Here is a 24,856-nt window from a genome sequence, read left to right on the forward strand (position 1 = left end):
TTTTCAAGCTTTGCGGGCTAGCGAACAACTATGCGGGCAGTTTCTTTTGCGTTGCCACTTACAACCTGCACCAAATACATACCCGGTTTTATGACAGCCATATTCAGGCTATAAATATTCTTACCAGCTTCCGCAGTTTGGTTCTCGGTTTTTACTACGGTGCCCATCATGTCGAGCAGTAGAATTGTGGCGGTTGCTTTCTCCCTGGTTTCGAAAGTAATATGCAATGTTTCTGCATTTTGAACCGGGTTCGGATAAACGTTTACAGAAGCAGTTAAACGGCTTTCCGTTTGCACAGAGATCACTTTTGAAAATTCAGCGGTTTCGTCCATATCTACCATTTTCAGGCGGTAATAAATCAGGCCGACAGTGTTGGAGACGTCATTGAATTCGTAATTATGAATGTTATTGCTGTTACCATGCGATGTAATTCGGGTTAAAGCGGTCCAGTTTTTAGCATCGGTACTACGCTCAACCTGGAAATAAGCGCTGTTCTTTTCAGAAGCTGTGGTCCAGGTTAAGTGAGTATCCTTTTCATTTTTGGCAGCAGCAAATTTTACCAGGCTAACCGGCAACGGCGACAAACCTTTATTGTTAACGTCGGTCAGGGTGAGGTTTACCTGGTACACGCGTTGCTGATTAGAATTGCTGCCAGTGCTGGCCGTAAAACCCCAGTAAACGTTGCTGTTGCCGTCGAAAATTGTATTTACAACGTCATTGGTATAGGCCTGGCGCAAGGTTCCGTCGAAATAAATGTATAAGGTCTGAGCAAGTGCATCCCAGGAAACTTCCACATCGTGGTTGGCGCCATCTTCAATATTGGCATTGGCAGAATTGGCGTGAACCGCGTTCTGTAATTTTGAAGCAGTTGTAGCAGTCGTATTTTTAGTTAGCCCGATAACGTCAGGGGAATTTTTACCGGAATTACCGCGCGAAACATTGGCGTCGAACTCAACATTCAACGCCGGCGCAATGCCTTGATAACCAAAATACTGACTCAATGTCCCGGCTCCCAAAGCTGCTGTACCACGAGCATCCTTCTGAAATAATAAGGCTATTCCTTCGGCACCAGTGGCATCTTTGCTTCCAAAATTTGCTTTGAATGTTAAAGTAAAAGAGTTATTCAGAATATCAATCGGGGTATTATTCCAGACTGCACCTTTCTGGTTTGCCAGATCGGGCGTAAGCTGAAAGGAGCTCGGGCGGCTTGCAGTTGAAATATCAGATGAATTTCCGTTAATGGTAAACTGAGCTTGCGCAAAATGTGCAGTAAAAGCAAAAACGATAACTAAAACGGCGGTAAAAATTCTTTTCATTGGTAAAGGGAAAATTGGGGAGAGCATTATTTCCTTGTTTGATGCTCCAAAATTACTTCCCACTTTCCGCTGCCAGTAAAGTATTCGGTGAACGTGTAATATGTCTCGACGAAACCTGCTTTTTATCGGATGTATTTTTCAATTTAAAAGATAAACCATATCGTTTTCCCGACAAAACGCCATAACATGCCACGAAATAAAATATCCGCCGTATAAACTTTAACTTTTTCCGGTTAAAAAATAGCTGGAGGAAAATAGGCTCTAAACCCATAAACTATGAACAAAATTTCTTTACTGGCCCTGTTACTGGGCTTATTTCTGAGTGGTTGCGCAGCTGTGCCGGTAGATGTAAGCACCGACTACGACCGTGCTGCTAATTTCAACCAATTCACCACTTTTAAATGGTACCAGGATACTCCGACCGCCAATCGCGATTCAGCTTATAAATATGACACCTTTATGGACAAGCGGATCCGGCAGGCGGTGGAAAACAGCCTCGCTCGCAAAGGCATGCGCATGGTAACTACCAACCCCGATATACTGGTAGCTTACGATGTTAAAGTTGTGCGCCGCCAGGAATTACGGCCCGATTACGCTTTTGCGCCAGGCTTTGGTTATGGTTATAGTTACTGGTACGGCTACCGCTACGATTACGGTTATTCGCGGTTTGGCACCCGACCAATGCTGATAGACGAGTATAACGACGGTACCATTATTATTGACTTGGTAGATGCGAAAGACAACCAATTGGTTTGGCGCGGCTGGGGACAAATGGAAGTAGGCAGCGCCAACGTTTCGGAAGCGGAAATCAATAAGATTGTGAGCAATATTCTGGAAAAATATCCGCCGGGAACTGATAAAAAATAAGTGTAATGCTGCTTGTTCCGTGCTTGTTCTTTTTACTTCTTTAAGTGGATATCCTGAAGTCGGAAAGCAATATTTTTACATAAAGCCAGAAACAAAAAAGTCATTCCCGCAAACAGGAATGACTTTTTTGGCTTAAAAGCATAGCGTTTTTCTATACGTGTACGTGGCGTTCGGCGTGGTAAGAAGAACGTACCAGCGGACCAGATTCTACGTATTTCAGGCCGCGGCGCAAACCTTCTTCTTTGTAGTGCGCAAACAGATCCGGGTGGATAAATTCGGCTACTTCTATGTGGCGTTTTGTTGGCTGCAGATACTGGCCTAAAGTTAAAATATCCAAGCCATTGGCCGCCAGATCATCCATCGCTTTATACATTTCCTCTTTGGTTTCGCCTAAGCCCAGCATAATGCCAGATTTCGTGCGTTTGCCGTATTCTTTGGTTCTGCGGATCTGCTCTAAGCTACGGTCGTATTTGGCTTGCGGGCGCACCATGCGGTACAAACTTCCTACGGTTTCCATGTTATGCGAAACAACTTCCTGGCCGGCCGAGATCATCGTTTCCAGCGCTTCCCAGTTCGCTTTCACGTCCGGAATAAGGGTTTCTATAGTGGTTTGTGGCGAAAGGGTTTTGATCTGCACCACGGTTTCGTGCCAGATGGCAGCACCGCGGTCTTTCAGTTCGTCGCGGTTTACCGAAGTAATTACGGCGTGCTTCACTCCCATTTTCTGAATAGCTTCAGCTACGCGACGCGGTTCGTCCACATCGTATTCGTTCGGGCGGCCCGTGGCTACAGCGCAAAACGAGCAGCTACGTGTACAAACGTTGCCTAATATCATGAACGTAGCGGTGCCGGCGCCCCAGCATTCGCCCATGTTCGGGCAATTTCCGCTTTCGCAGATGGTATGCAGTTTATTTTCGTCTACTATATTGCGGACTTTGGCGTATTCCTTCCCTACGGGCAGCTTTACGCGCAGCCAGTCGGGCTTGCGGTTTTTGGGCTGTTCTACTACCGGTTGTATAACCGGCAACCTTACAAATTCATCCATAAGGCAAAGGTACGAAGCTTGCGGGGGAAAGGCAATAAACTGAGGGCCAGATTTATTTGCGGCGGCCCCAGTAAACGGTAAGGTAAACGGAAGTGAATACCTTGTAATTTTCGGCGGCCGGCAGCATGATGAGTTTTTTATTGAAGGCTTCGAAAAGAAAACCGGTCTCTACGCCAACAATATTTTCCTGGTAACGGCCGTGTTCAAAGCTAAGCGCCGTGCGAAGATGCGCTCCAAGGTTTACATCGGTTTCGTTTGCGCCAGTTAGAAAACCGGCACTGCCTCTTATATTTTCAAATTCACGGTGCTGGGTGATCGGGTCGTAACGCTCTACGCGAATATCGGTAGGGCCAACCTGCACGCCATTGCGGTATTCGGTATAATCGTAGCTGATATAATAGGGAACCAGTAAACCAAGCGAAGGACCAACCCCAACTACTGCATTTACCTGCACGCCAGATTCGGGTGCTTTGCGGAAAAGGGTATAATCACGGCCATATTCAGGCCGCGCCACAAACAGATAATTGGTCTTGCCCAGCACAAAAACATCGCCATCCAGGCCCAGCAAGCGGTTTTCTTTGGGGTGTTTTACTTCCACTATTTCCAGACCCCAGAATTGCTGCCACTTTTCTTTATCGGGCACGGGCCGGGAAGAACGTATAGAAGCGCCACCAATAATACCACCGTTGGTATTCCAGTTTATTCCCCAGGTAAATTCACGGCTTTGCTCCTCGCCCTGCGCCGAAACGCCGGTGGTAAGGCCTAAAAAAAGCAGCAAACCGATCACAAAAGATTTATACACAGACGGGGAATAATAAGTGCTTTAAAAGTAATAAATTTACGACCAATCCCAAAATTAGTTATTCCAAATCCATGAGCACAATTACTTCCGTTTATACTGGCAATTTACGCACCCAGGCTACTCATAACGCTTCGGGCAACCAGATTATTACCGATGCGCCTTTAGATAATAACGGCCGCGGCGAAGCCTTTTCGCCTTCCGATCTTACCTGCGCCTCTTTAGGCAGCTGCATGATGACCATTATGGGCATTGTAGCCGAACGTAATAATATTTCGCTGGAAGGCACCAAGATGGAGATCACCAAAATTATGGTTCCGGAGCCGCGCCGCATTGGCGAAGTGGTGATCGATTTTTACATGCCGGCCGGCGCAACCTATACCGATAAAGAAAAAGCGATGCTGGAAAATGCTGCCAAAACCTGCCCGGTTGCCTTAAGCCTGCACCCGGAAATTAAGCAAACGGTTAAATTTATCTATTAAACGTAAACCGAAAAAGATTGTAGAGATGCAACGCAATACCTTGCGTCCCTTTTTTTTGCGATTGATTTTAGAGCTGAATGCCCGGAAAGGAATAAATGTAGAGACGCAAGGTATTGCGTCTCTACATTTTGACTTTTACAGCTGAAATGCCTACCGTTTTTTATTCGCCGGCGGCAATGTTTTCTTTTTAAGCTGAAACGCGCTTTTTCACTTCGTCTAATTTAATTCCGAGGTGCGAACCGTGATAGGTGCACATACCATCCTGAATAAGCAGCAATTGCGGCGATTCGTGGCGAACCTGGAAAAATTCGGCGATCTCGTTCGAAACCGGGCGATGCGCTAACAGATCCAGAAAATAGGTTTTAACGTTCGTAAATCCGTTTTCGGCCCACTGGCGTTCCAGGCGGGTTTTAGCGGTAGCGCTGATGGAGCAGCTGGTGCTGTGCTTAAAAATTACTACCGGCTGTTGTTTCGATTCTTCGGCCAACGCACCTACCTGTGCCACTTCTTTAAGCTTTTCCCACTGCATAATATTCTTAATAAATTCTGTTCTGAAATAAATTAACGCTTCTTTTTAAACAGTTTCCGCTCCTTTTTTATGGGGTTCGGACCGTAGTAAATTTCGTCGTACTGCAATTCTTCTGCCACTGGCCGGTTTCCCGGTTCGCCCCGCTTATACGAGTATTTGTTCATATCCAGGTGCGATTCCTTCACATCTTCGGCTTTGTATTTGGCAGCTTCGCGGCGGATCCGGCGACTGTCAGCTTTCTTGGCTGTTTCATCGTCGAAAGAGATTTGCGCGTACGCAGGCAATTGCAAAGTTGTTGCCATTAAAACCGCCATAAAACCAGCTTTTGCCAGGTGGCGCATTCTTAAAGTAGCTTTTTTCATACCTTAATAATCTACGGGTTCAACATTCGTTCGCTGCTTCGGCTTACCGGCCGATTTCTTCTTTCCCGAGAAGATACTTAATATACCGCTATTCTTCCTGCTTCGTTTCCGAGCCGGGTTACTGCGCAGCCTTTTATACTTCTTTTTTTGCAGCAGGCCGTTTTTATTATACTTATTCTTTGAGCCGGTTACTTTTTGCTTCGAAGCACTGCTTTCTTCCGTGCTGCTGTCGTCGTCAGTCAGGGCTGCAGAAGCATCGGCCGTTTCGGTTCCGTCGCCTTCACCTTCTGTGGCCTGTTTTTTAGGCGCTTTTTTCTTTTTGTTTTTTGCCTGCTTTTCCGCTTTTACCGGCGTGGGGCAAGGCATTTTTTTACTGCAGCCGCCCGCAAAAACTGTAAGCATCGCCATTAAAAGCAGCAAAGCACTTTTTTGGGCTAAAAACCTACCGTTTTTCCGGGAATTCTGCAGCAATATCAACATATAATCTAAGTTACGAGATAACTCCTTAATAAGCAAGCATTTTCTCTACCGCTTCTTCAAAACGCTTCGTAGGCAGGAACTGCGCTTCCAAAGGTGGCGAGAACGGAATAGCAGTATCTAAGCCACCCACGCGTAAAACCGGCGCATCTAAACGTTCGAAACAGTTCTCCGAAATCCAAGCCGCAATTTCTGCTCCGATGCCACCCGTCAAAGTATCTTCGTGCAGCACAATTACGCGACCGGTTTTCTCTACGGTTTTCTTAACCGCATCTTTGTCCCAAGGCAGCAACGTTCTCAAGTCTAAAACATCCGCGCTTAAGCCTTGCTTTTCGATCAGTTGTTTGGCCCAATGCACGCCCATGCCGTAGGTGATAATCGAAAAATCATCGCCTTCAGAAGCTAAAGCGGCTTTGCCAATTTCGGTGGTGTAATAATCGTCGGGTACGTTGCCGGAAATTGAACGGTACAGCATTTTATGCTCGAAATACATTACCGGGTTCGGATCTTCAATAGCAGCGGCCAGTAAACCTTTGGCATCTACCGGATTCGAAGGGTAAACGATCTTCAGGCCTGGCGTATGGAAGAACCAGGCTTCGTTGCTTTGCGAGTGGAACGGACCAGCGGCCGCGCCGGCACCTGTTGGCATGCGCACAACCACATCCGCATTTTGTCCCCACCGGTAGTGTGATTTTGCCAGGTTATTGACGATCTGGTTAAATCCGCAGGTCACAAAATCGGCGAACTGCATTTCTACCATAGTCTTTTTCTTTTTGATAGACATACCCAAACCAATACCGATAATGGCAGATTCGCAAAGTGGCGTATTACGCACGCGTTCCTTGCCGAATTTCTCTACAAAGCCTTCAGTAATTTTGAAAACGCCGCCGTATTCCGCAATATCCTGCCCCATTAAAGTCAATTCCGGGAAACGTTCCATGCTTTGGCGCAAACCATCGGAAATGGCATCTACGAAGCGTTTTTCGGTAGTTTTATCAGAAGCGGGCTGCACAACTTTCTGCTCGAACGGCAGGTACATATCGGCAACTTCTTCCTCTACATTTGCAACCGGCATTGGCGTGTTGAAAGCGGTATCTAAGCCTTTTTCAATTTCGGCTTTGAATTCTTCGCGAATAGCTGCCATGGATTTTGGCGTCAGCACTTTTTCATCGAGCAGGTATTTTTCAAAGTTCTCAACCGGATCTTTTTTCGCCCATTTCTCGAACAGTTCCTGCGGCACGTATTTGGTACCACTGGCTTCTTCGTGGCCGCGCATTCTAAAGGTCATGGCTTCGATCAACATCGGGCGCGGATTTTTGCGCATGCTGTAAGCCGCCTGACGAATGGTGTCGTACACTTCCAGCACGTTATTGCCGTCAATCTGCAGCGCATCCATGCCGTAAGCCGGACCTTTATCGATGAAATAATTGAATTTGAATTGTTCGTTGCTTGGCGTAGAAAGGCCGTAACCGTTATTCTCGATCATGAAAATTACCGGCAGGTTCCAAACCGCCGCTACGTTCAAAGCTTCGTGGAAATCCCCTTCGCTTGCGCCACCGTCGCCGGAATAAACCAGCGTAACTTTTTCGCGTTTTTCCAGCAGGTCAGCCAACGCAATACCACCGGCAACCGCCAACTGCGGACCAAGGTGCGAGATCATACCCACAATGTGATGCTCATTCGAGCCAAAGTGGAAAGAACGGTCGCGGCCTTTGGTGAAACCAGTCGTCTTACCCTGGAACTGCGCAAACAGCTGGTCCAGCTTCATATCGCGGCAGGTGAAAACGCCCAGGTTGCGGTGCATTGGTAAGATATATTCGTCTTCTTCTAAGGCCAACGTAGAGCCTACTGAAATCGCTTCCTGGCCAATGCCGGAAAACCATTTGCTCACTTTTCCCTGACGCAGCAGGATCAGCATTTTTTCTTCGATCATGCGCGGCTTTAAAATGCCACGGTACAGGCGGATCAGTTCGTCGTCGGAATATTCTTTGCGATTGAAATTCATAGTTTTGAAAGCAATTTAATTGCGCGGTAAAATTAACCGAATTCTATGCAGCCGGAAAGAAATATGGGTTTATTTTTTGTAGCTGGTAGTTAGTATCTGGCATTTGGATTTTTTGGGGTAAAAAGGATAGCGTTTTGGATTGAAACCCTCCCTTAAAAGCCGGGCAATTGTATCTCTTAACATTAATTTATTTCGTCATTCAATTTAGCCGGCCATTCCGAGCAACGTTGTATTGTCATTTCGACCAGCGGGAGAAATCTCCGGAATAAGGCAGAGAAGCTAGAATAAAAGCTACTACTAACTTGAAGAGATCTCTCCTGCCGTCGAGATGACGCTAAAAATTTAATTCAAAGGAAAAACCTATGGCTTCCAACCCAAAAAGTCAAACACCTTATTCATTACCGTCTGGTTTAGTTGGCGGACTTACACAATTGCGAATAATTTTACGCAATTGCGCAATAATTTCCCCGAAAAACCTGAACTTCGGCACAAACTGTCGTAAAACGATAGGTTTTTGGCGCTAAAAAGTCAAGATACCAATACCGGCTACCAGATACCAAAAAACATGATCCACTTCGAAGAATTTACTTTAGATAACGGCCTGCGCGTAATTGTGCACGAAGATTTAACCACGCCCATGGCGGTTTTGAATGTGCTTTACAACGTAGGCTCCCGCGACGAAGACGAAAACCACACCGGCTTTGCGCATTTGTTTGAGCATTTAATGTTCAGCGGTTCGGTAAACATCCCGAGCTATGACGAACCTTTGCAGAAAGTAGGCGGCGAGAACAACGCTTTTACCAGCCCTGATATCACGAATTATTACCTTACCGTGCCGGCGCAAAACATCGAAACTGGTTTCTGGCTAGAATCTGACCGCATGCTGGGTTTGGCTTTCTCTGAAAACGGCCTGGAAGTGCAGCGCAAAGTGGTGATCGAGGAGTTCAAGCAGAACTACCTGAATCAACCTTACGGCGATGTATGGCTGAAGCTGCGTCCGTTGGCGTACCAGGTGCACCCGTATAAATGGGCGACGATCGGGAAAGAAATATCGCACATCGAAAACGCCGTAATGGACGATGTACGGGCTTTTTTCAACAAGCATTATTCACCGGTAAACGCCATTTTAGTCGTAGCCGGAAATGTAACCTTAGCCAAAGCAAAGGAACTTTCAGAAAAATGGTTCGGCCCAATTCCGGGCGGCACGCTTTACGAACGCAACATTCCGCAGGAACCCAAACAAACCGAAGCCAGAAGATTAGATGTGTACGCCGATGTGCCGCTGAATGCGCTTTATAAAGTGTATCATATGCCCGCCCGCAACGACAAAAATTACCATTCTGCCGACTTGGTAAGCGATATTCTGGGCCGCGGAAAATCGTCGCGCTTGTACGATAAACTGGTAAAAGAACAGAAGCTTTTCAACTCCATTTCGGCATCGGTTATGGGTTCTATGGAGCCCGGTTTGCTCGTAATTCAGGGCAAACTGAACGCCGGAGTAGACCTGGAAACCGCCAACAAAGCCATCGAGGAAATCAACGCGGAGTTCATGGCCAACGGCATTTCGGAAGAAGAACTGACCAAAGTAAAAAACCAGGCCGAAACCAGTTTGGTTTTCTCCGAAATCGACCTGCTGAACCGCGCCATGATGCTGGCTTTCTGCAAACTGATGGGCGACGCGAACCTCATAAACCAGGAAAGCGCCAAAGTACAAGCCGTAACCCGCGAAAGCCTTTTGGAACAAGCTCGCACCGTTTTAGATCCGAACAACTGCTCCACGCTTTACTACCACGCGCAGCCCAAAGCCGCCGATAAAATGGAAGAAAAAGTAGAAGACATAAAAGAAGCTTAAAAACGTTTATGAACCCGAAACTCCTAATGATCGCAAGCAGCATTTTTATGGCTGCCAACGGCTTAGCGTTCACGTTTTTTCCGCAAGAATTCCTGCAAAACTTTAACCAACCGGCCAGCCCGCTCATTGTTTCGATTTTGCAATTGCTCGGTGCTTTGTATTTAGGCTTCGGTATGCTGAACTGGATGGCGAAAAATCTGCTGATAGGTGGCATTTACAGCCGGCCGATTTCCATGGGAAATTTCGCTCATTTTCTGGTTGCTGGTTTGGCGTTATTAAAAGCTGCACCGGGTTTAAAACTTCCGCAGATCTGGGGTTTAGCCGTTATTTACATCGTTTTTGCTGCCGGTTTTGGTTTGGTTGCTTTTACCCATCCAAAAGCGGTAAAAGTCTGAATCAGAATTTAAAGGATTAAAGGGATGGGCCGGATTTCTCGGCAAGCGTAATCAACCACCCCTCCTTGTAAAGGAGGGGAGCTTCATGCTATTAAAGTTGAACTTCAGTTTTAATAGCAAACGGCAAAAAACGGTATGTTCTGAAGCTCAAAAAGTCAAAACCACGCAGAAGAAAAACAGCTCCCCTTCTTAGCAAGGAGGGGTTCGGGGGTGGTTGAAAACGGTATGCTTTCAACCCCAAAAACTCCCCACAAGAATTAAATATTAACCATAAAAAAAACACCTACCCAAGAACTCCCTCCCCTGAATTAGGGGAGGGCCGGGGTGGGGTCAACAACTATGAAAATAAGAACCGGCTTCGGCTACGACGTACATCAGTTAAAAGAAGGATTAGATTTCTGGCTCGGTGGCATTAAAGTGCCTCACACCCACGGCGCCTTGGGGCATTCCGACGCCGATGTGCTCATTCACGTGATTTGCGATGCACTTTTAGGTGCTGCCAATTTACGCGACATCGGTTTCCATTTCCCTGACACCGACCCGAAATACAAAGGCGTGGATTCTAAAATTCTGCTGCGCGAAGTAATGCGTTTGCTGAAAGAACAAGGCTACGAAGTGAGCAACATCGATTCTACTATTTGTTTGCAGGAACCGAAAATAAACCCTCACATTCCGGCCATGAAAACCTGCTTAGCCGAAGTCATGGGCATTCCGGAGGAAGATATTTCTATAAAAGCCACTACCACCGAAAAACTGGGTTTTGTAGGTAAAAAAGAAGGCGTGGCCGCGTATGCTTCCGTGCTGATCTATAAATAAAATATATAAAAACGGTAGGTTTCCGCGTTAAAAAACTCATACTCAAAACCAGAGCTTCCGATGAAAAAAAATATAATGCTGGCGCTGATGGCCGCCTGGTTTGCCATGCCGCAGGCCGAAGCGCAGAAAACCAAGCGCAAAAGCAAAACGGTAGCACTTCCGGCCGAAAAAGTGGAAGCGCCGGCTGCCGCCGCGGAACCTACTGCCGAAACGTTTGCTCAAACCATAACCGCGGCCGATCTTTCCGCGCATTTGCACGTGCTGGCTTCCGACGAATACGAAGGCCGCGAAACAGGTAAAAAAGGACAGAAAATGGCCGCCGAATACATTGCCAACCACTTCCGCGAAAACGAAATTCCGAGCCCGGCAACCCTAGATAATCCGTATTACCAAACTTTTGAGCTGGAAGAAAGTCGTTGGGAAAAAGCGAGCCTGAAAGTTGGCAAAAGCGATTTCGTTTTCCTGAAAGATTTTTATCTGCCCGGCGACGAACCAACCGAAAACACGCAGCAACTCGACCTTGTTTTTGCGGGCTACGGCATCGAAACGGAAAAGCATTCCGATTACCACAACTTGGATGTGAACGGCAAAACGGTGGTTATTTTAAACGGCGAACCGAAAGATGCGAAAGGAAATTTCCTGGTTTCGGGTTCTAAAAAACCATCGGCCTGGAATTCTGATTATCGCAGCAAACTGAAACTGGCCCGCGAAAAAGGCGCCAAAAACCTCATCATTATTTCCGACCAGACCGACCAGCAATTCCAGAAACAGGTAGAATATTTACGCCACCGACTGGAAAAACCGCGCTTAGATTTTCCTGCCGAAAAACAGCCGGGTGGTAAGACACCAGTCGTTTTTGTTTCGCAATCGGTTGGCGCGGCGATTTTGAATTCGGATGCAAAAAAACTGCAGGCCTTTAAAACGCAGGTAAGCAAAGCCGGAAAACCGGTAGCCGCCAAATTCAAACCGGTTAAAAACGCTATGCTTTCCGCCGAAAAAACTCATACGCCGGTAGCCACCGAAAACGTGCTGGGTTTTGTGGAAGGCTCCGATAAAAAAGACGAAATTATTGTAATTACCGCACACTACGACCACGTAGGCATGGATCCGGACCTGAAAGGCGACCAGATCTTTAACGGCGCCGACGACGACGGTTCCGGAACGTCGGCGGTTTTAGAGTTGGCGCAGGCGTTTATGGAAGCGAAAAAAGCTGGTTCCGGTCCGCGCCGCAGCATTTTGTTCATGACCGTTACTGCCGAAGAAAAAGGTTTGTTGGGTTCAGAATATTACACCAATAATCCGGTTTATCCGCTGCAAAACACGGTTGCCAACCTGAACATCGATATGATCGGCCGGCTGGATAAAAAATATGCCGAAGATAAAAATTACGTGTACGTGATCGGTTCCGATAAACTTTCTTCCGAGCTGCATAAAATAAACGAAGAAGCCAACCAGAAACACACGCATCTTCAGCTCGATTATACTTACAACGACGAAGACGACCCGAACCGCTTTTACTACCGTTCCGACCACTACAATTTCGCCAAAAACAACATCCCGGTGGCATTCTATTTCAACGGCGTGCACGAAGATTACCACCAGCCCGGCGACGAAGTAGAAAAGATCCTCTTCGACAAAATGGAAACCATCACGCGCCTCGTTTTCTACACCGCCTGGGAAATTGCTAATCGTGACGAACGGATAAAAGTGGATAGCAATAAAAGATAAATTGTTAAATGACTTAATTGTTAAATTGCTTGCTTCTTGACTATTACGTTACTACTTATTTTAAATTTAGCAGCATGAATTTTCTAAAGCCTTTGATAATTCTTATTACTATATCCTTACTAATCAGTTGTCAAAACAAAACTGAAAAGGAACTACTTGGATTCATTGAGAACAATAAATTCAATTATACAAATCTTGAAAGAGGATATAATGAAAATGTAGAGAGAAAATTCAAAAGGTCAGTAGAATACGGAATTATAAAATTTCCGAATCACGACACAGTTAAATACTGGTTTTTATCACATCATATTGCCAATGATGGATATGGCGGAACAGTATTTGAATTACCAAACAAAGAGAAAAAATTCATTAAGGGATATTTTTGTTGTGAAGTACAATTGCCCAATAATGGTAATTATAATGATGCGGTTTCATTTCTAAAACAAATGGAAAAATTAAACAATACTCATCCGTAATATTATTTATTCACCTTGGTCTGTGGCGCACAGACCAACTTGCTACTGTTTAAAGCAGGTTACATTCACGGCAGTGCTTCGGTCTGTGCGCCACAGACCGGGGAGGACGGTTCCGAGCTTTCATAAAACGCTATCCTTTCAACCCCAAAAACCCGAATAAAACGGTATTGCTTTCGGCCGAAAAACTCCGAACTTTGTACAAATCCTGATTTGAAAATCATCTTCAAATTTTCAGATCTCCAAATTTTCAAATTACCACGTTGAGCAGGTTAAAACAATTTTTAGTAGAGTCAGAAGCCAAAGCCTTCGATCTGGAACACCGCAAAAAGATCCGGTTCAACATCGGGAAATACAACGCGGCGGTAGAGAAAGGCATGCACCAGTACGAAAACCACGAACTGGCCCGCGCACGCGCTTCTTTCATCAAAACCACCACCATCAACAACCTCGATAAATACCTCATCGAGTTCGAAAATAATTTCACCCAGCGCGGCGGCAAGGTTATCTGGGCGCAAAACGCCGAAGAAGCCCTGAAAGAAATTGGCCAGATCATGAAACGGAAAAAAGCCCGCACCGTGGTGAAATCCAAATCCATGATCACCGAGGAAATTCACCTGAACGAATTCCTCGAGAAAAATGGCATCGACGTGGTAGAAACCGACCTGGGCGAATACATTGTACAGCTAGCCGATCAGCGCCCGTACCACATTGTTACGCCGGCCATGCACATGTCTAAAAAAGACATCGCCGATCTGTTCGTAAAAAAACTCCGCATTCAACCCACCGACGATGCCCAGCAGCTGGTTTTAACCGCCCGCCGCTTGCTCCGCGAAAAATATACTTCCGCTGAAGTAGGAATTACCGGCGCAAACTTTATACTGGCCGACGTAGGCGGCATTGCTTTAACCGAAAACGAAGGCAACGCCCGCTTAAGTACCACGTTCCCGAAAACGCACATTGTAGTGGTTGGCATCGAAAAAATGTTGCCTTCCATCATGGATCTCGATCTTTTCTGGCCATTGCTGAGTACCAGCGGTACCGGGCAGCAGGTTACCGTTTACAACACCGTAATCACCGGTCCGCGCCAACCGCATGAGAAAGACGGCCCGGAAGAAATGATCGTAATTCTGCTCGATAACGGCCGCACCAACTTACTGGCCCTGCCGGAAAAACGCGAAGCCCTTAATTGCATTCGTTGTGGTGCCTGCTTAAACGTTTGTCCGGTTTACAAAAACATCGGCGGCCACACCTACGAAACCACTTATTCCGGCCCGATTGGTTCGGTAATTGAGCCGCACATGAGTGGCATGGCCGAAAACAAACATTTGAGTTTTGCCAGTTCGCTTTGCGGCGCGTGTACCTCGGTTTGTCCGGTAAAGATCAATATTCATAATTTGCTATTATTGAACCGCAAGCAAAGTGTGGAAGAAGGCTTAACCGATAAACAGGAACGCTACGTTTTCAAATTCTGGGAATACGGCATGAAACACCCGAAAATGCTGGAAATGGTACCGGCCGGGTTAAAGAATTTCGTGCTGCGCAAAGTACAGCAGGACACCTGGAGCAAACGCCGCGAACCGCTGCAGGTGGCGCCAAAATCGTTCCGCCAGCTTTGGAAAGAACAAAATGGATAATCGTTTGCCGCAAAATACGCCGGCTTTCTCCGAACCTTCGCGCAAGGCCGGCGTATTTTTCCAGCCCCGTAATTTTGCTTACGCCGGAGTTTTAGGTGCCCTTTGCATAGCGTTTTTTTTCCTGGGCATCCGGCTAATTTTAGGCGAAGATTCCTTTATAACCATTCACGATAACCTCGATTCGGAAATTCCTTGGCGGTTTGTGCTGGCTCATAACCAAAACCCGGAGGTTGTTCCCCAGATCATGAATGGCTTGCCGCTCAGTTTTATGACCAGCCAGCTGAATTTGGTTTATGCCTTATTTACGATCCTCAGCCCTTTTAAAGCCTATATTTTCACTGAAGCCTTGGTGCACGCGGTAGCATTTTTAGGCATGTATTTGCTGCTGCACTGGCATTTCCGGCAATATTTACAGCACAGCAAACTCCTAATTTCCGGTATTGCACTTTGCTTCAGTCTGCTTCCTTTCTACAACATTTACGGACTTTCGGTAGCCGGTCAACCGCTGCTGCTGGCTTGTTTCCTGAACCTGCAGAATCGTCGGCGCATAGCATTCTCCTTGCTTTACATGGCTGTTTTTGCTTTTGCTTCGGTATTTGCTTTAGCCGGCGTTTTCCTCATTGCCTCCGCCGGAATCTGGTTTTTATGGAATATTTTCCGGAACCGGCAGTTCAATTTTTATTTCCTGGCCGGCCTGGTATTGCTGGTGGTTTGCTACTGCATTTCGGAATACCGCTTACTGGAGTTAATGTTGCTAAAAAAAGAACCTTCGCACCGCGAATCCTGGGATCTGGTGCAACTGAGCAAACCTTTCGGCAAATCCCTTATTGCCACTATTATCGATTTCATGATCGGGCAATATCACGTGGCGAGCCAGCATGTTTTTATCCTGGTTATGGGTGCTGCCGCGTTAATACTGGCCTGGTATAAGCGCTTATATTACTTCCTGAAACCGTTGCTCGGGCTTTTATTTTTGCTGGGAATTATTGCCATTATCTTCGGCTTTTTCACCTGGAACGGACTTATTCCGCTGAAAGAGAAAGTTACGCTGCTGAAAACCTTTAACGTAAGCCGCTTCTATTTTCTGCAGCCGCTGCTCTGGCACTTGGTTTTAACGTTTGCGTTGGGCGCGCTTTATTTAAAATTCCGAAGCCGGAAAATGATAATTGCTTTGCTTGCGGTGCAACTCAGTTTTACCGTTGGCAGCAACCTGCAGGCCGAAAACGAACTACGCACCAACCTGCGTCTGCTCGTAGGTAATTTCACCAAAAAGCAACCAAAAGTAATTACCTACAAAAACTACGTTTCGGCCGCTTTATTCCACCAGATCGATAGCGTTATTGCGAAACCGAAGGAAAGTTACCGCGTGGTTTGCCTGGGTTTTTATCCGGGCGCGGCGCAGCTGAACGGCTTTTATACCTTAGACAGCTACCAGAACAATTATCCGCTGCGCTATAAAAAAGCCTTCCGCGAAATAATTGCCCCGGAATTAGCCAAAAGCCCGAAATGGCAAGCATATTACGATGGCTGGGGTTCGCGCTGCTATGTTTTTGCCGGCGAAACTGAAAAGGCTTTCCCGGATAATGAAGCCGTAACCTCGCTGCAAAATTTCGAATTGAACAATGCCGCTTTGAAAAAAATGAACGGCCAATACCTGATCTCGGCTTATCTGCTGCAAGATGCCCAAACCAGCAACTTAAAACTGATCCGGAAATTTGAACATCTGGATGCGCTCCGGCCGCTTTATCTTTACGCGGTTTTATAAATCCGCAGCGCATAAAAAAACCCTACTGCTAAAAAACGGTAGGGTTTTATGTTTAAAAACTAGTTCTGTCGGGCACCTTGACGGTACATGTACTTTCTTTTTTTCTTATTCGAGGTTTTCACTTTTTTCGGTTTTTTCTTCCCTATAAAAGTCGTGGCGCTCAGTTCAGTTTTCGTATTTTCAGGAACTGTGGTGGCTTCGGAAGGCAGCGCCGGCAAAGCCAGGAGCGCAGCCAAAGCGTAACAGATAAATCGCGTTTTCATAGTTTCAGCATTTGTTTCTTCTCTATCTATTACGCAACCGCCGCAGAAATTATCTGCTGGAAATAAGCAATACAGGAATAGCAAAATCCTTTTCTTGCCTAAATACCACACCTGAGCTTACCTTGCTGAAAACAAACATTTTACAAAGCCAAAACCGTAACTACTAGATCATTTTTCCGCAGAACATCTTCGCGAAAAAAACCGTGGATTCTTTCTGCAAACGCCAGCATTCTGCTTTTAAAGTTCTTGGTTCAACCTTAATTTTTCAGGCAACTGGTAACCGGCACAGGCTTTTCTGATGTATTCGTTTTCTGATCTTTACAAGTAATTTTGGTTACCGGCTTGACAGCTGCGGGCGCATTTGCCAGGCGTGCATGAATTGGTAGCGTAAAGCACAGCACAAAGAGATAGATCGGTAGTTTTTTCATGGAATGGAAGCGCAGGTTAGTTTGAGATTCGTATGCAGTACTCAAAATAAAGAAAATCCTTCCCCGCTACCGACAGACCTACATTTACGATTTTAAATTCCAAATCGTTGTAATATTCATAGATAAAACATGCTGTTTACCAGTTATTCAATTCCATTCACCCAAAGAGCCAGGTTTTAGTTTACTTCATAAATCATTGATCCTGAATTAAAAGCTACAAACTAAGATAAAAAAATGCTCCTGAACTGGTAATTAGTCCTGCAATTTGGTTCTTAATATCAGGGATTTTATTCTATAGAAATGCAAGCGCAATTGAACACCAGATTTAAAATTTGCACAGCTTAAAAACGGTATGCTTTCGGCAGGAAAAACTAACATGAATGCGAAAGATCAGCAAATGTTTATTCCCAAGGCATGAAATAAACAGCTGCCAAAGTAAAAATGGCGCAGAAAGTAGCCGTAAAGGCGAACACGCAACTCCAGGTTCCGCACCAGATCAGGCCCGGAAAACCGGCGTACAAACCGGCCACAAAAACGTTGATGCCTGTAAAAGCGGCGCCGCCAAAAACCAGCCAATTACGGGCTCCGGCGCTTTTCCGCAACTTATTCCGCAGCAGATTCTGGAGCATCAGGAAAAATAAAAGCGTAGGAAAATAGCCCCAGAAACCGGCCACCCAAACCCAGAAACTCTGCACCACCCCTTCCTGAAATGACATGATACGCGCTTCCGGCAGCAAATAAATAATGATCCCGAAATAATTGAACGTGGCTAGGACCAGGGTGGTAAACCACACTTTTAATCCGTACGCTACCGCATCGTATTGCTTGCCTTTCATGTGCCTAAACTAACAAAAAGCCCGGACAATTCTGCCCAGGCTTTCGCTTAAGTAAAAACGGTATCTGATTTGCCGAAAAAAGTCGATCAATCAACAATTCAACCATTTAACATTTTAGTCGGCATTATCTTCATCGGGCAGAATTTCCACATCCTGCACCAGCACCAGTTTTTCAATTTCGCGGGCTTTAATGGTATTGGCCAAACCACCCAGTGCGGTTTCCTTATATTTGGTTTCCATACTCTGCCCCACTTCGCCCAACGCTGCCACACACTGGTCTACCGGAATTACCGGGTTAACGCCCGCAATAGCGATCTGCGCCGACGAATAAGCAATGGCTGCCGCACTCGCGTTACGCACAATGCAAGGCACTTCTACCAAACCTGCTACCGGGTCGCAAACCAACCCCAGCATACATTGAATGGTAATGGCTACGGCTGCAAAAACCTGGTCAATATTTCCGCCTAAGCAATAAACAATCGCGCCCGCACCCATAGCCGCCGCGCTGCCCGTTTCGGCCTGACAACCACCCACTGCACCCGCCAAAGAAGCATTGGTTTCAATAATTAAAGCAATACCCGCAGCAACCAATAAACCCTCATGAATTTTGCGGTCGTCGAGGTGATGAAGTTCCTGCAAGGTGGTTAAAATGCCCGGCAAAATTCCGGAAGCCCCGGCCGTTGGCGCTGCTACTACGCGCCCCATGCACGAATTCACTTCCTTAGCACCCAAAGCGCGTGTAATGAGCATTTTAAATTCCGGCGAAAGCGTGGTTACGGGCGAAGCTGCTACTTTTTTAGCTCCGTTATTTACCATGCCCGAACGCGACCGCATATCTTCAGAAAGTCCGGTTTTTACGGCATCCTGCATTACCGCGTAAGCATGCGCCATAGTTTCCCAGATTATTTCTTCGGTGCGGCCTTTCTGTTCTATTTCGTAATCTAAGACCGGTTTATAAAGCGGCTCACCGGTTTGTTCGCAATGTTTCTGCCAGCTGGCAAAATCGTTAAATAATAAAGACATATTGCTGAATGAGGGAATTAGTGAATAATGTCAGGAGAGAATTTCCTTCGTTCAAAGCTATTCTTTCCACATCACAAGGTCAGAACGATTTTCCGCATTCACAAATTCACTTTTCCAAAGAAACCTATAAGCCACTCTTAAATTGAATATGCCAACAAAATTCCATCAAAGCCCCCACCTAAATCCTCCCCTAATTCAGGGGAGGATTTTTCTTCGCAGGTGTAATCCGACAGCTAAAGCAAACGGCAATGAAATCGGTCTGAACTGTGACTTTTCTGAACTGTGACTTTTATGAGTGATGTGATTCTTGTGATTTCCTAAACTATGATTGCACACATTCCGCCAGCGCAGCGTCTGTTGAAACGCTACAAAAGATAAAAAGTCCGCTACGGAGTAAAGCCATCCCAGTTTCTGTGAGAGCGGCCTCCGCACTTTCCGACTTTTGCTTTAGCAAAATTGCGCAAGCAAAGGAAAGGGTGCAGCCGCGAACGCAGAAACGAAGCCCCCGGCTTGAGGGAATAAATTGCCGATGAAAGTTAAAAGTCAGCTGTTTAGCAGAAATGGCGTTTCAAAAAACGCTAGCACTTTTAGTTGAAAAACTGCTGCCCGCCAACGAGGTCCTTCAGAGCTACGCTCGCAATCTTCGCGCTCCCGCGCTCAATTGTGCTCAGGATGAAAGCAAAAACGGTATACTTTCAAACAAAAAAAGCTCAAAAATGTGGCTTCATAAGTTTCCTCGACTAACGTTCGTAATGACGAAAAAATGGTATGCTTTCAAGAAAAAAAAGTCAATAGATAACGATTCTTCTAACTTGATGAGATCTCTCCTGACGTCGAGATGATGAAAAAAACGCTATGCTTTTCAGGCAAAAAACTCAATAAAACAAACAAAACTACTCTTCCATTTCAATCCGGTTCTTCACCCCTGTTTCCGGATTTACTTTATAAAGTTCATGCGAATTTGTACTGCTTACCCAAAGCTCCTCGCCTACAAATTGCACATCGTTCGGCTCCGAAAAACCTTCGGCTAAAGTTTCTAATTGCTTCGTGTCGAGGTTAAAAATTTTGACCTTTCCGTTATACGTATCGGCAATGTAGAGGCAATTATCGCGCACCGTTAAGCCCACGGCGTGCTGCAGCAAAGCAATATCCGCATCGCCGTCCATATCACCAAAATCAAAAAGTCCGCGCCCTAAAAGTGTACTTACTTCGCCGTTATGCAGGTTTAAGCAACGTATGGCGCTGGCTTCGGCATCGGCAATGTAAAGGTTTTCGTTTTGCAGGGCCAGGCCGCTGGGCTGGTTAAAAGCCGCGTCGTGCAGGTTGCCATTCACCAAAGCCTCGGAGCCGGTGCCGGCAAAACGCGTAACCATATTCGTGCGCAGATTCATTTGCAGAACTTGGTGGTTGCCAGCATTAGCAATGTACATTACGCTGTTATTCACCACCAGATCCCAGGGCGAATTTGGCTGCACCGGCACACCCCACTTATCCGCCCCGAAATAATAGCCCAACTCACCATTCCCTGCCGCCGTTTTCACCGTTTTAGTTACCAGATCAATTTCCCGGATCGCGTTATTTTTAGTATCGGCTACGTATAAAATATTGCCTGCCAAAGCCATGCCGTGCGGTTCAAAAAAAGATGCTTCGGCAAAACTTCCGTTCGTAAAACCTTCTTTGCCGCTGCCAATTTTCTCCAGAATTTTGCCGCTACGGTCCAGTTTCAGAATGCGGTTATTGCCACTATCGGCTACAAAAACAAAATCTTGATGCGCTAACAGTTTCGAAGGAAAATACAGCAGGCTTTTCTCTTTTTCTTCCAGCCGGAACGAAATAATTTCCCGGTTCAGGCGATCGGCAAATTCCGGCAGGCGCGTTTCCAGGTTCGGTTTTACCACGTCATAAACGCCTTCGCCGGCCCGCTGGCCAATCACTTTTCCGTCCGGATCTATGAGCACAATGGTGGGCCAGGCATTTATGGCATACTGGCGCCACAAACTAAAATCGGCATCGTTGATTACAGGGTGTTTTATCCCGAATTTCTGAATGGCTTTGCGAATAGCTTCGGCGCTTTTTTCGGCATCGAACTTAGCCGAATGCACACCAATTACCACCAGATTTTCCGGAAATTCTGATTCCAGACGTTTCAGATCGGGCAGAATGTGCTGACAGTTAATGCAGCCGTAGGTCCAGAAATCGAGCAGCACAAACTTACCCCGGAAATCTTTGAGCGAATACGTTTTATCAGCATTCAGCCAGGCAGATTTAGACAGTAGTTCGGGAGCGTTTACGCGGCCTGTTTGCATATCGGAAGGAGTTGTGAGCGTTTAAGATTCTGGTTAGTACGGAATATTAGTAAAAAACGATATTAAATATTCGCACATTTATGACGTAAACAAACCAGCATCCGTTGCCAGCTTGCCGGTAATCTCCGCAAAACGCTAAGCTTTTCAGTCCAAAAACTCCGCGCCGAATTGTTACCTTTGCACCAGCAACCAAGTACATTATGGAAGAAACCTACCTTTCCGATTTCGGCACCATTCTGCTTTTTCTAATTGGCGGCGCCGTTTTTATCCTGATCGGTTTGGTGGCATCTAAAATGCTACGCCCCAGCAACCCAAACCCCGAAAAACTGAGCAGCTACGAATGCGGCGAAGAAGCGATGGGCAGTTCCTGGGTATCTTTCAACCCCCGTTTCTACGTGATCGCGCTAATTTTCATCATTTTCGATGTGGAGCTGGTTTTCTTCTTTCCGTGGGCCGTGGTTTTCGGGCAAGAAGAATTGATTCGGGCAACCAACGGAATCTGGGGCTGGTTTTCCTTAATAGAAATGGGCATCTTCCTCGGAATTCTGATATTAGGCCTGGCTTACGTATGGGTAAACGGCCATTTAGACTGGATAAAACCTAAACCCGAAATTCCGCAAAGCCGTTCTAAAATTCCGGCGGAAATGTATGCAAAGGTCAATAAGAAATACGAAGGAATTAAAATGAATAAACCAGTAGCGTAGGGTTAAAACCCTACGCTACCAGGAAATAAAAACGCTATCCTTTTGGGTAGAAAAAGTGAAATTAAGCATCACTCGAAACCTCTCCTTTTCAAGGAGGAGTTCGGGGTGATTGAAAACACAAAACATGAACATTCCGCAGGCACAAATTTCCAGAGATAAAACCGGCGACGGCGGCGTGATCATTGCAAAACTCGATGATCTGCTGAACTGGGCCCGGCTTTCCTCCCTTTTCCCGATGGGTTTTGGCTTGGCTTGCTGCGCCATAGAAATGATGGGCGCCTACGGTTCCGGTTATGACCTGGATCGTTTTGGCATCATTCCCAGGGCTTCGCCAAGGCAATCGGATGTGATGATCGTGGCCGGAACGGTTACTTTCAAAATGGCTGACAGAGTTCGCAGACTTTACGAACAAATGCCCGAACCCCGTTACGTAATTTCCATGGGAAGTTGCTCGAATTGCGGTGGCCCGTACTGGGAACAAGGCTACCATGTGGTAAAAGGCGTAGACCGTATTATTCCGGTAGATGTGTACGTACCCGGATGTCCGCCAAGGCCGGAAGCCCTGATCGGCGGTTTCCTGAAACTGCAGGAACTGATCCGGAAAGAAAGCGTTTTGCAGCCCAAAGCAGTTATGAAATTGATGCAACAGGAAGCTTCAGAAACTGATTAGCGCATAAGGAAGAAATTCCCCCTTTGGAGGGGGAGGATTTTCAGGTTATTGGATAATTAATCGAATATGCGTAATCCTCCCCCTACCCCCTCCAAAGGGGGACGAAAGCACAGCACTTAACGAGGAAGCAGCATATTAAACAATTAGCACATTAACCCGTGTCGTTAGAAGAAATAAAAAACCTGCTCATTGCCAAGTTCGGCCCGGAAGCGATTCTCGCGGAGAACCTGCAGCCGCTCATGCCTTTCGTAATTATTCCGAAGGAAAAACTTGCAGAAATTTGTCTGGAACTTCACGACAACGAGCAAACGTATTTCGATTTTTTAAGCTGCCAGACCGGAATCGATAATGGTCCGGAAGCCAGCACTTTGGAAGTAGTTTACAACCTGTATTCCATACCGTTTGAACACAGCTTTTGTCTGAAAGTACAAGTGCCGCGCAACCCGGAAAACGAACCGCTCCCGGAAATTCCCACCGTAAGCCACATCTGGCGCAGCGCCGACTGGCACGAACGCGAAATTTTCGACTTAATTGGCATTCAGTTTTCCGGCCACCCGGATCTGCGTCGCATTCTCTGTTCCGCCGATTGGGAAGGACATCCGCTGCGCAAAGATTACGTCTGGCCCGAATATTACCACGACATAAAAGTGCCTTACGAAAAACATAATGAAGATAATGGCTTCCGGGGCGAAAGGATTTAAATTGTTTAATGGCTTAATTGTTAAAATTTTAGTAGCGTAGGGTTTAAACCCTATGCCACATTTAAACCCCAACGCTACTAAAAAACGGTATCCTTTTCAGACCAAAACCCGAAGAACGAGCAACGAATAACGAACAACGAAACTTGACCTCGAAATACACCTCTTACCTTTTACAGGCCGAACCAAATCTGCACGATGTAAACACGCTGCAGAGCGGCGAAATGCTGATCAATATGGGTCCGCAGCACCCGAGTATGCACGGCGTTTTGCGTTTAGAAACCCTTACTGATGGCGAAATTGTGAAAGAAGTAGTGCCGCATATCGGGTATTTACACCGTTGTTTCGAGAAGCACGCCGAAAGCATGGCTTATAACCAAAGCATTCCTTATGTAGACCGGTTGGATTATTTAGCGGCTATGAATTCGGAACACGTTTGGTGCATGGGCGTGGAAAAAATGCTGGGCTTAACCGGGCAACTGCACAAGCGCGTGGAATATATCCGGGTGTTGGTTGCTGAACTGAACCGCCTGGCTTCGCATTTTGTGTCCATCGGAACTTATGCCATCGATATTGGGGCTTTTACGCCGTTTTTGTGGCTGCTCCGCGATCGCGAACACATTCAGCGGTTGCTGGAATGGATCACGGGCGCGCGCATGTTGTATAATTACATTTGGGTAGGCGGCTTGTATTACGATCTGCCGGTTGGCTTCGAAGAGAAATGCCAGGAATTTATAACCTATCTCAAGCCGAAACTGGCAGAAATTCAGCAGCTTTTAATTGAAAATAAAATCTTTATAGACCGCACCGCGAACGTAGGCGTTTTACCTTTGGATGTGGCTATTAATTACGGTTGCACCGGCCCGATGCTGCGCGGTTCCGGCTTGAAATATGACCTGCGGCGCGTAGATGGTTATTCGGTTTACCCGGAACTGGAATTCGATATACCGGTGGGAACGGGCAAAATGGGAACGCTGGGCGATTGCTGGGATAGAACCGAAGTGCGGGCGCTGGAATGCGATGAATCGGTAAAGATTATTGAGCAATGCCTGAAACGCTTAACGACCGATTACAAACGCACGCCCGATTTTAATCCGCAGGAAATGTGCCCCAAAAAGATCCGGCCGGCGGAACAGGAATTGTATTTCCGGGGCGAAACGCCGCGCGGTGAACTGGGTTTTTATTTCCGCACCACCGGAAAAACCGATATTCCGTTCCGCAGCCATGCGCGTTCATGCTGTTTTTCCAACTTATCGGTTTTACCTGAAATTTCGCGTGGTTGCATGGTTGCCGATCTTATTGCCATTGTTGGTTCCGTGGATATTGTAATGGGCGAATTGGACCGGTAGTTTTTCATAAACCGACGAGCAGTTTTTTAAT

25 protein-coding genes are annotated in these 24,856 nt (G+C 46.4%); 13 read left to right on the plus strand and 12 right to left on the minus strand.

From position 1 onward, the window contains the following. Positions 1–17: 17 nt before the first annotated feature. On the minus strand, positions 18–1,316 hold the full coding sequence (locus tag ACFPIB_RS08710; protein WP_378017051.1) for a lectin-like domain-containing protein: 1,299 nt from the start codon (positions 1,314–1,316) through the stop codon (positions 18–20). A gap of 276 nt (positions 1,317–1,592) precedes the next feature. Between ACFPIB_RS08710 and ACFPIB_RS08715 the strand changes: the two genes are divergently transcribed. After that, positions 1,593–2,183 carry a DUF4136 domain-containing protein gene (locus tag ACFPIB_RS08715; RefSeq protein WP_378017052.1) on the plus strand — a complete coding sequence of 197 codons (591 nt, stop codon included), beginning with the start codon at positions 1,593–1,595 and terminating at the stop codon, positions 2,181–2,183. 151 nt (positions 2,184–2,334) lie between these two features. Here the strand turns inward: ACFPIB_RS08715 and lipA are convergent, their stop codons facing one another. Continuing rightward, on the minus strand, positions 2,335–3,228 hold the full coding sequence (gene lipA, locus ACFPIB_RS08720; RefSeq protein ID WP_378017053.1) for a lipoyl synthase: 894 nt from the start codon (positions 3,226–3,228) through the stop codon (positions 2,335–2,337). Between the two features lie 52 nt (positions 3,229–3,280). After that, the gene (locus ACFPIB_RS08725) at positions 3,281–4,030 is read right to left on the minus strand and encodes a hypothetical protein (RefSeq protein WP_378017054.1); all 750 of its coding nucleotides are present in this window, start codon (positions 4,028–4,030) and stop codon (positions 3,281–3,283) included. A 71-nt stretch (positions 4,031–4,101) separates the two neighbouring features. Here ACFPIB_RS08725 and ACFPIB_RS08730 point away from each other — a divergent pair, with 71 nt between their 5' ends. Then, positions 4,102–4,509 (plus strand): OsmC family protein, encoded by a 408-nt coding sequence (locus ACFPIB_RS08730; protein ID WP_378017055.1) that lies wholly within the window; start codon positions 4,102–4,104, stop codon positions 4,507–4,509. Between the two features lie 187 nt (positions 4,510–4,696). Here the strand turns inward: ACFPIB_RS08730 and ytxJ are convergent, their stop codons facing one another. From ytxJ to ACFPIB_RS08750, 4 genes are read right to left on the minus strand one after another with little or no spacing between them, the layout of a single operon-like run. Further along, positions 4,697–5,038 (minus strand): bacillithiol system redox-active protein YtxJ, encoded by a 342-nt coding sequence (ytxJ, locus tag ACFPIB_RS08735; RefSeq protein WP_378017056.1) that lies wholly within the window; start codon positions 5,036–5,038, stop codon positions 4,697–4,699. Positions 5,039–5,070: 32 nt separating this feature from the next. Next, positions 5,071–5,400, minus strand: coding sequence for a hypothetical protein (locus ACFPIB_RS08740; protein WP_378017057.1), 330 nt, complete (start codon positions 5,398–5,400; stop codon positions 5,071–5,073). A 3-nt stretch (positions 5,401–5,403) separates the two neighbouring features. Further along, a complete protein-coding gene (locus tag ACFPIB_RS08745; RefSeq protein ID WP_378017058.1) occupies positions 5,404–5,880 on the minus strand; it encodes a hypothetical protein in 477 nt (158 codons plus the stop codon). A 25-nt stretch (positions 5,881–5,905) separates the two neighbouring features. Then, complete coding sequence (locus tag ACFPIB_RS08750) at positions 5,906–7,882, minus strand: alpha-ketoacid dehydrogenase subunit alpha/beta (RefSeq protein ID WP_378017059.1); 1,977 nt, start codon at positions 7,880–7,882, stop codon at positions 5,906–5,908. 565 nt (positions 7,883–8,447) lie between these two features. Between ACFPIB_RS08750 and ACFPIB_RS08755 the strand changes: the two genes are divergently transcribed. The 7 genes from ACFPIB_RS08755 to ACFPIB_RS08785 all read left to right on the plus strand — a co-directional run bounded on the left by ACFPIB_RS08755 (position 8,448) and on the right by ACFPIB_RS08785 (position 16,548). After that, a complete protein-coding gene (locus ACFPIB_RS08755) occupies positions 8,448–9,734 on the plus strand; it encodes a M16 family metallopeptidase (RefSeq protein ID WP_378017060.1) in 1,287 nt (428 codons plus the stop codon). Between the two features lie 8 nt (positions 9,735–9,742). Next, positions 9,743–10,129 (plus strand): hypothetical protein, encoded by a 387-nt coding sequence (locus ACFPIB_RS08760; RefSeq protein ID WP_378017061.1) that lies wholly within the window; start codon positions 9,743–9,745, stop codon positions 10,127–10,129. A 339-nt stretch (positions 10,130–10,468) separates the two neighbouring features. Beyond that, positions 10,469–10,945, plus strand: a complete 477-nt coding sequence (gene ispF, locus ACFPIB_RS08765; RefSeq protein WP_378017062.1) for a 2-C-methyl-D-erythritol 2,4-cyclodiphosphate synthase — start codon at positions 10,469–10,471, stop codon at positions 10,943–10,945. Positions 10,946–11,005: 60 nt separating this feature from the next. Next, the gene (locus ACFPIB_RS08770; RefSeq protein WP_378017063.1) at positions 11,006–12,673 is read left to right on the plus strand and encodes a M28 family peptidase; all 1,668 of its coding nucleotides are present in this window, start codon (positions 11,006–11,008) and stop codon (positions 12,671–12,673) included. 74 nt (positions 12,674–12,747) lie between these two features. Further along, positions 12,748–13,149 carry a hypothetical protein gene (locus ACFPIB_RS08775; RefSeq protein ID WP_378017064.1) on the plus strand — a complete coding sequence of 134 codons (402 nt, stop codon included), beginning with the start codon at positions 12,748–12,750 and terminating at the stop codon, positions 13,147–13,149. 260 nt (positions 13,150–13,409) lie between these two features. Next, the gene (locus tag ACFPIB_RS08780; protein ID WP_378017065.1) at positions 13,410–14,783 is read left to right on the plus strand and encodes a LutB/LldF family L-lactate oxidation iron-sulfur protein; all 1,374 of its coding nucleotides are present in this window, start codon (positions 13,410–13,412) and stop codon (positions 14,781–14,783) included. Beyond that, positions 14,776–16,548, plus strand: coding sequence for a DUF6044 family protein (locus ACFPIB_RS08785; RefSeq protein ID WP_378017066.1), 1,773 nt, complete (start codon positions 14,776–14,778; stop codon positions 16,546–16,548). Before ACFPIB_RS08780 ends, ACFPIB_RS08785 begins: the two co-directional genes overlap by 8 nt. Positions 16,549–16,607: 59 nt before the next feature. Here ACFPIB_RS08785 and ACFPIB_RS08790 read toward each other — a convergent pair whose 3' ends face one another. The 5 genes from ACFPIB_RS08790 to ACFPIB_RS08810 all read right to left on the minus strand — a co-directional run bounded on the left by ACFPIB_RS08790 (position 16,608) and on the right by ACFPIB_RS08810 (position 21,404). Then, a complete protein-coding gene (locus tag ACFPIB_RS08790) occupies positions 16,608–16,811 on the minus strand; it encodes a hypothetical protein (RefSeq protein WP_378017067.1) in 204 nt (67 codons plus the stop codon). 257 nt (positions 16,812–17,068) lie between these two features. Continuing rightward, the gene (locus tag ACFPIB_RS08795; RefSeq protein ID WP_378017068.1) at positions 17,069–17,239 is read right to left on the minus strand and encodes a hypothetical protein; all 171 of its coding nucleotides are present in this window, start codon (positions 17,237–17,239) and stop codon (positions 17,069–17,071) included. A gap of 401 nt (positions 17,240–17,640) precedes the next feature. After that, entirely contained in the window at positions 17,641–18,075 is a 435-nt protein-coding gene (locus tag ACFPIB_RS08800; protein WP_378017069.1) for a hypothetical protein, read from the minus strand. 114 nt (positions 18,076–18,189) lie between these two features. Next, the gene (gene sdaAA / locus ACFPIB_RS08805) at positions 18,190–19,098 is read right to left on the minus strand and encodes an L-serine ammonia-lyase, iron-sulfur-dependent, subunit alpha (RefSeq protein ID WP_378017070.1); all 909 of its coding nucleotides are present in this window, start codon (positions 19,096–19,098) and stop codon (positions 18,190–18,192) included. A gap of 893 nt (positions 19,099–19,991) precedes the next feature. After that, entirely contained in the window at positions 19,992–21,404 is a 1,413-nt protein-coding gene (locus tag ACFPIB_RS08810) for a thioredoxin-like domain-containing protein (RefSeq protein ID WP_378017071.1), read from the minus strand. 200 nt (positions 21,405–21,604) lie between these two features. Here ACFPIB_RS08810 and ACFPIB_RS08815 point away from each other — a divergent pair, with 200 nt between their 5' ends. The 4 genes from ACFPIB_RS08815 (at position 21,605) to ACFPIB_RS08830 (ending at position 24,825) form a co-directional block, all read left to right on the plus strand. Then, positions 21,605–22,108, plus strand: a complete 504-nt coding sequence (locus ACFPIB_RS08815) for an NADH-quinone oxidoreductase subunit A (protein ID WP_378017072.1) — start codon at positions 21,605–21,607, stop codon at positions 22,106–22,108. Positions 22,109–22,232: 124 nt separating this feature from the next. Further along, positions 22,233–22,778, plus strand: coding sequence for an NADH-quinone oxidoreductase subunit B (locus tag ACFPIB_RS08820; RefSeq protein ID WP_378017073.1), 546 nt, complete (start codon positions 22,233–22,235; stop codon positions 22,776–22,778). 158 nt (positions 22,779–22,936) lie between these two features. Further along, positions 22,937–23,479: an NADH-quinone oxidoreductase subunit C gene (locus tag ACFPIB_RS08825; RefSeq protein ID WP_378017074.1), complete on the plus strand. Its 543-nt coding sequence runs from the start codon at positions 22,937–22,939 to the stop codon at positions 23,477–23,479. 143 nt (positions 23,480–23,622) lie between these two features. Further along, the gene (locus ACFPIB_RS08830) at positions 23,623–24,825 is read left to right on the plus strand and encodes an NADH-quinone oxidoreductase subunit D (protein WP_378017075.1); all 1,203 of its coding nucleotides are present in this window, start codon (positions 23,623–23,625) and stop codon (positions 24,823–24,825) included. Positions 24,826–24,856: the final 31 nt, after the last annotated feature.

The organism is Adhaeribacter terreus (assembly GCF_042657365.1).
GTDB classification, from domain to species: Bacteria; Bacteroidota; Bacteroidia; order Cytophagales; family Hymenobacteraceae; genus Adhaeribacter_A; species Adhaeribacter_A terreus.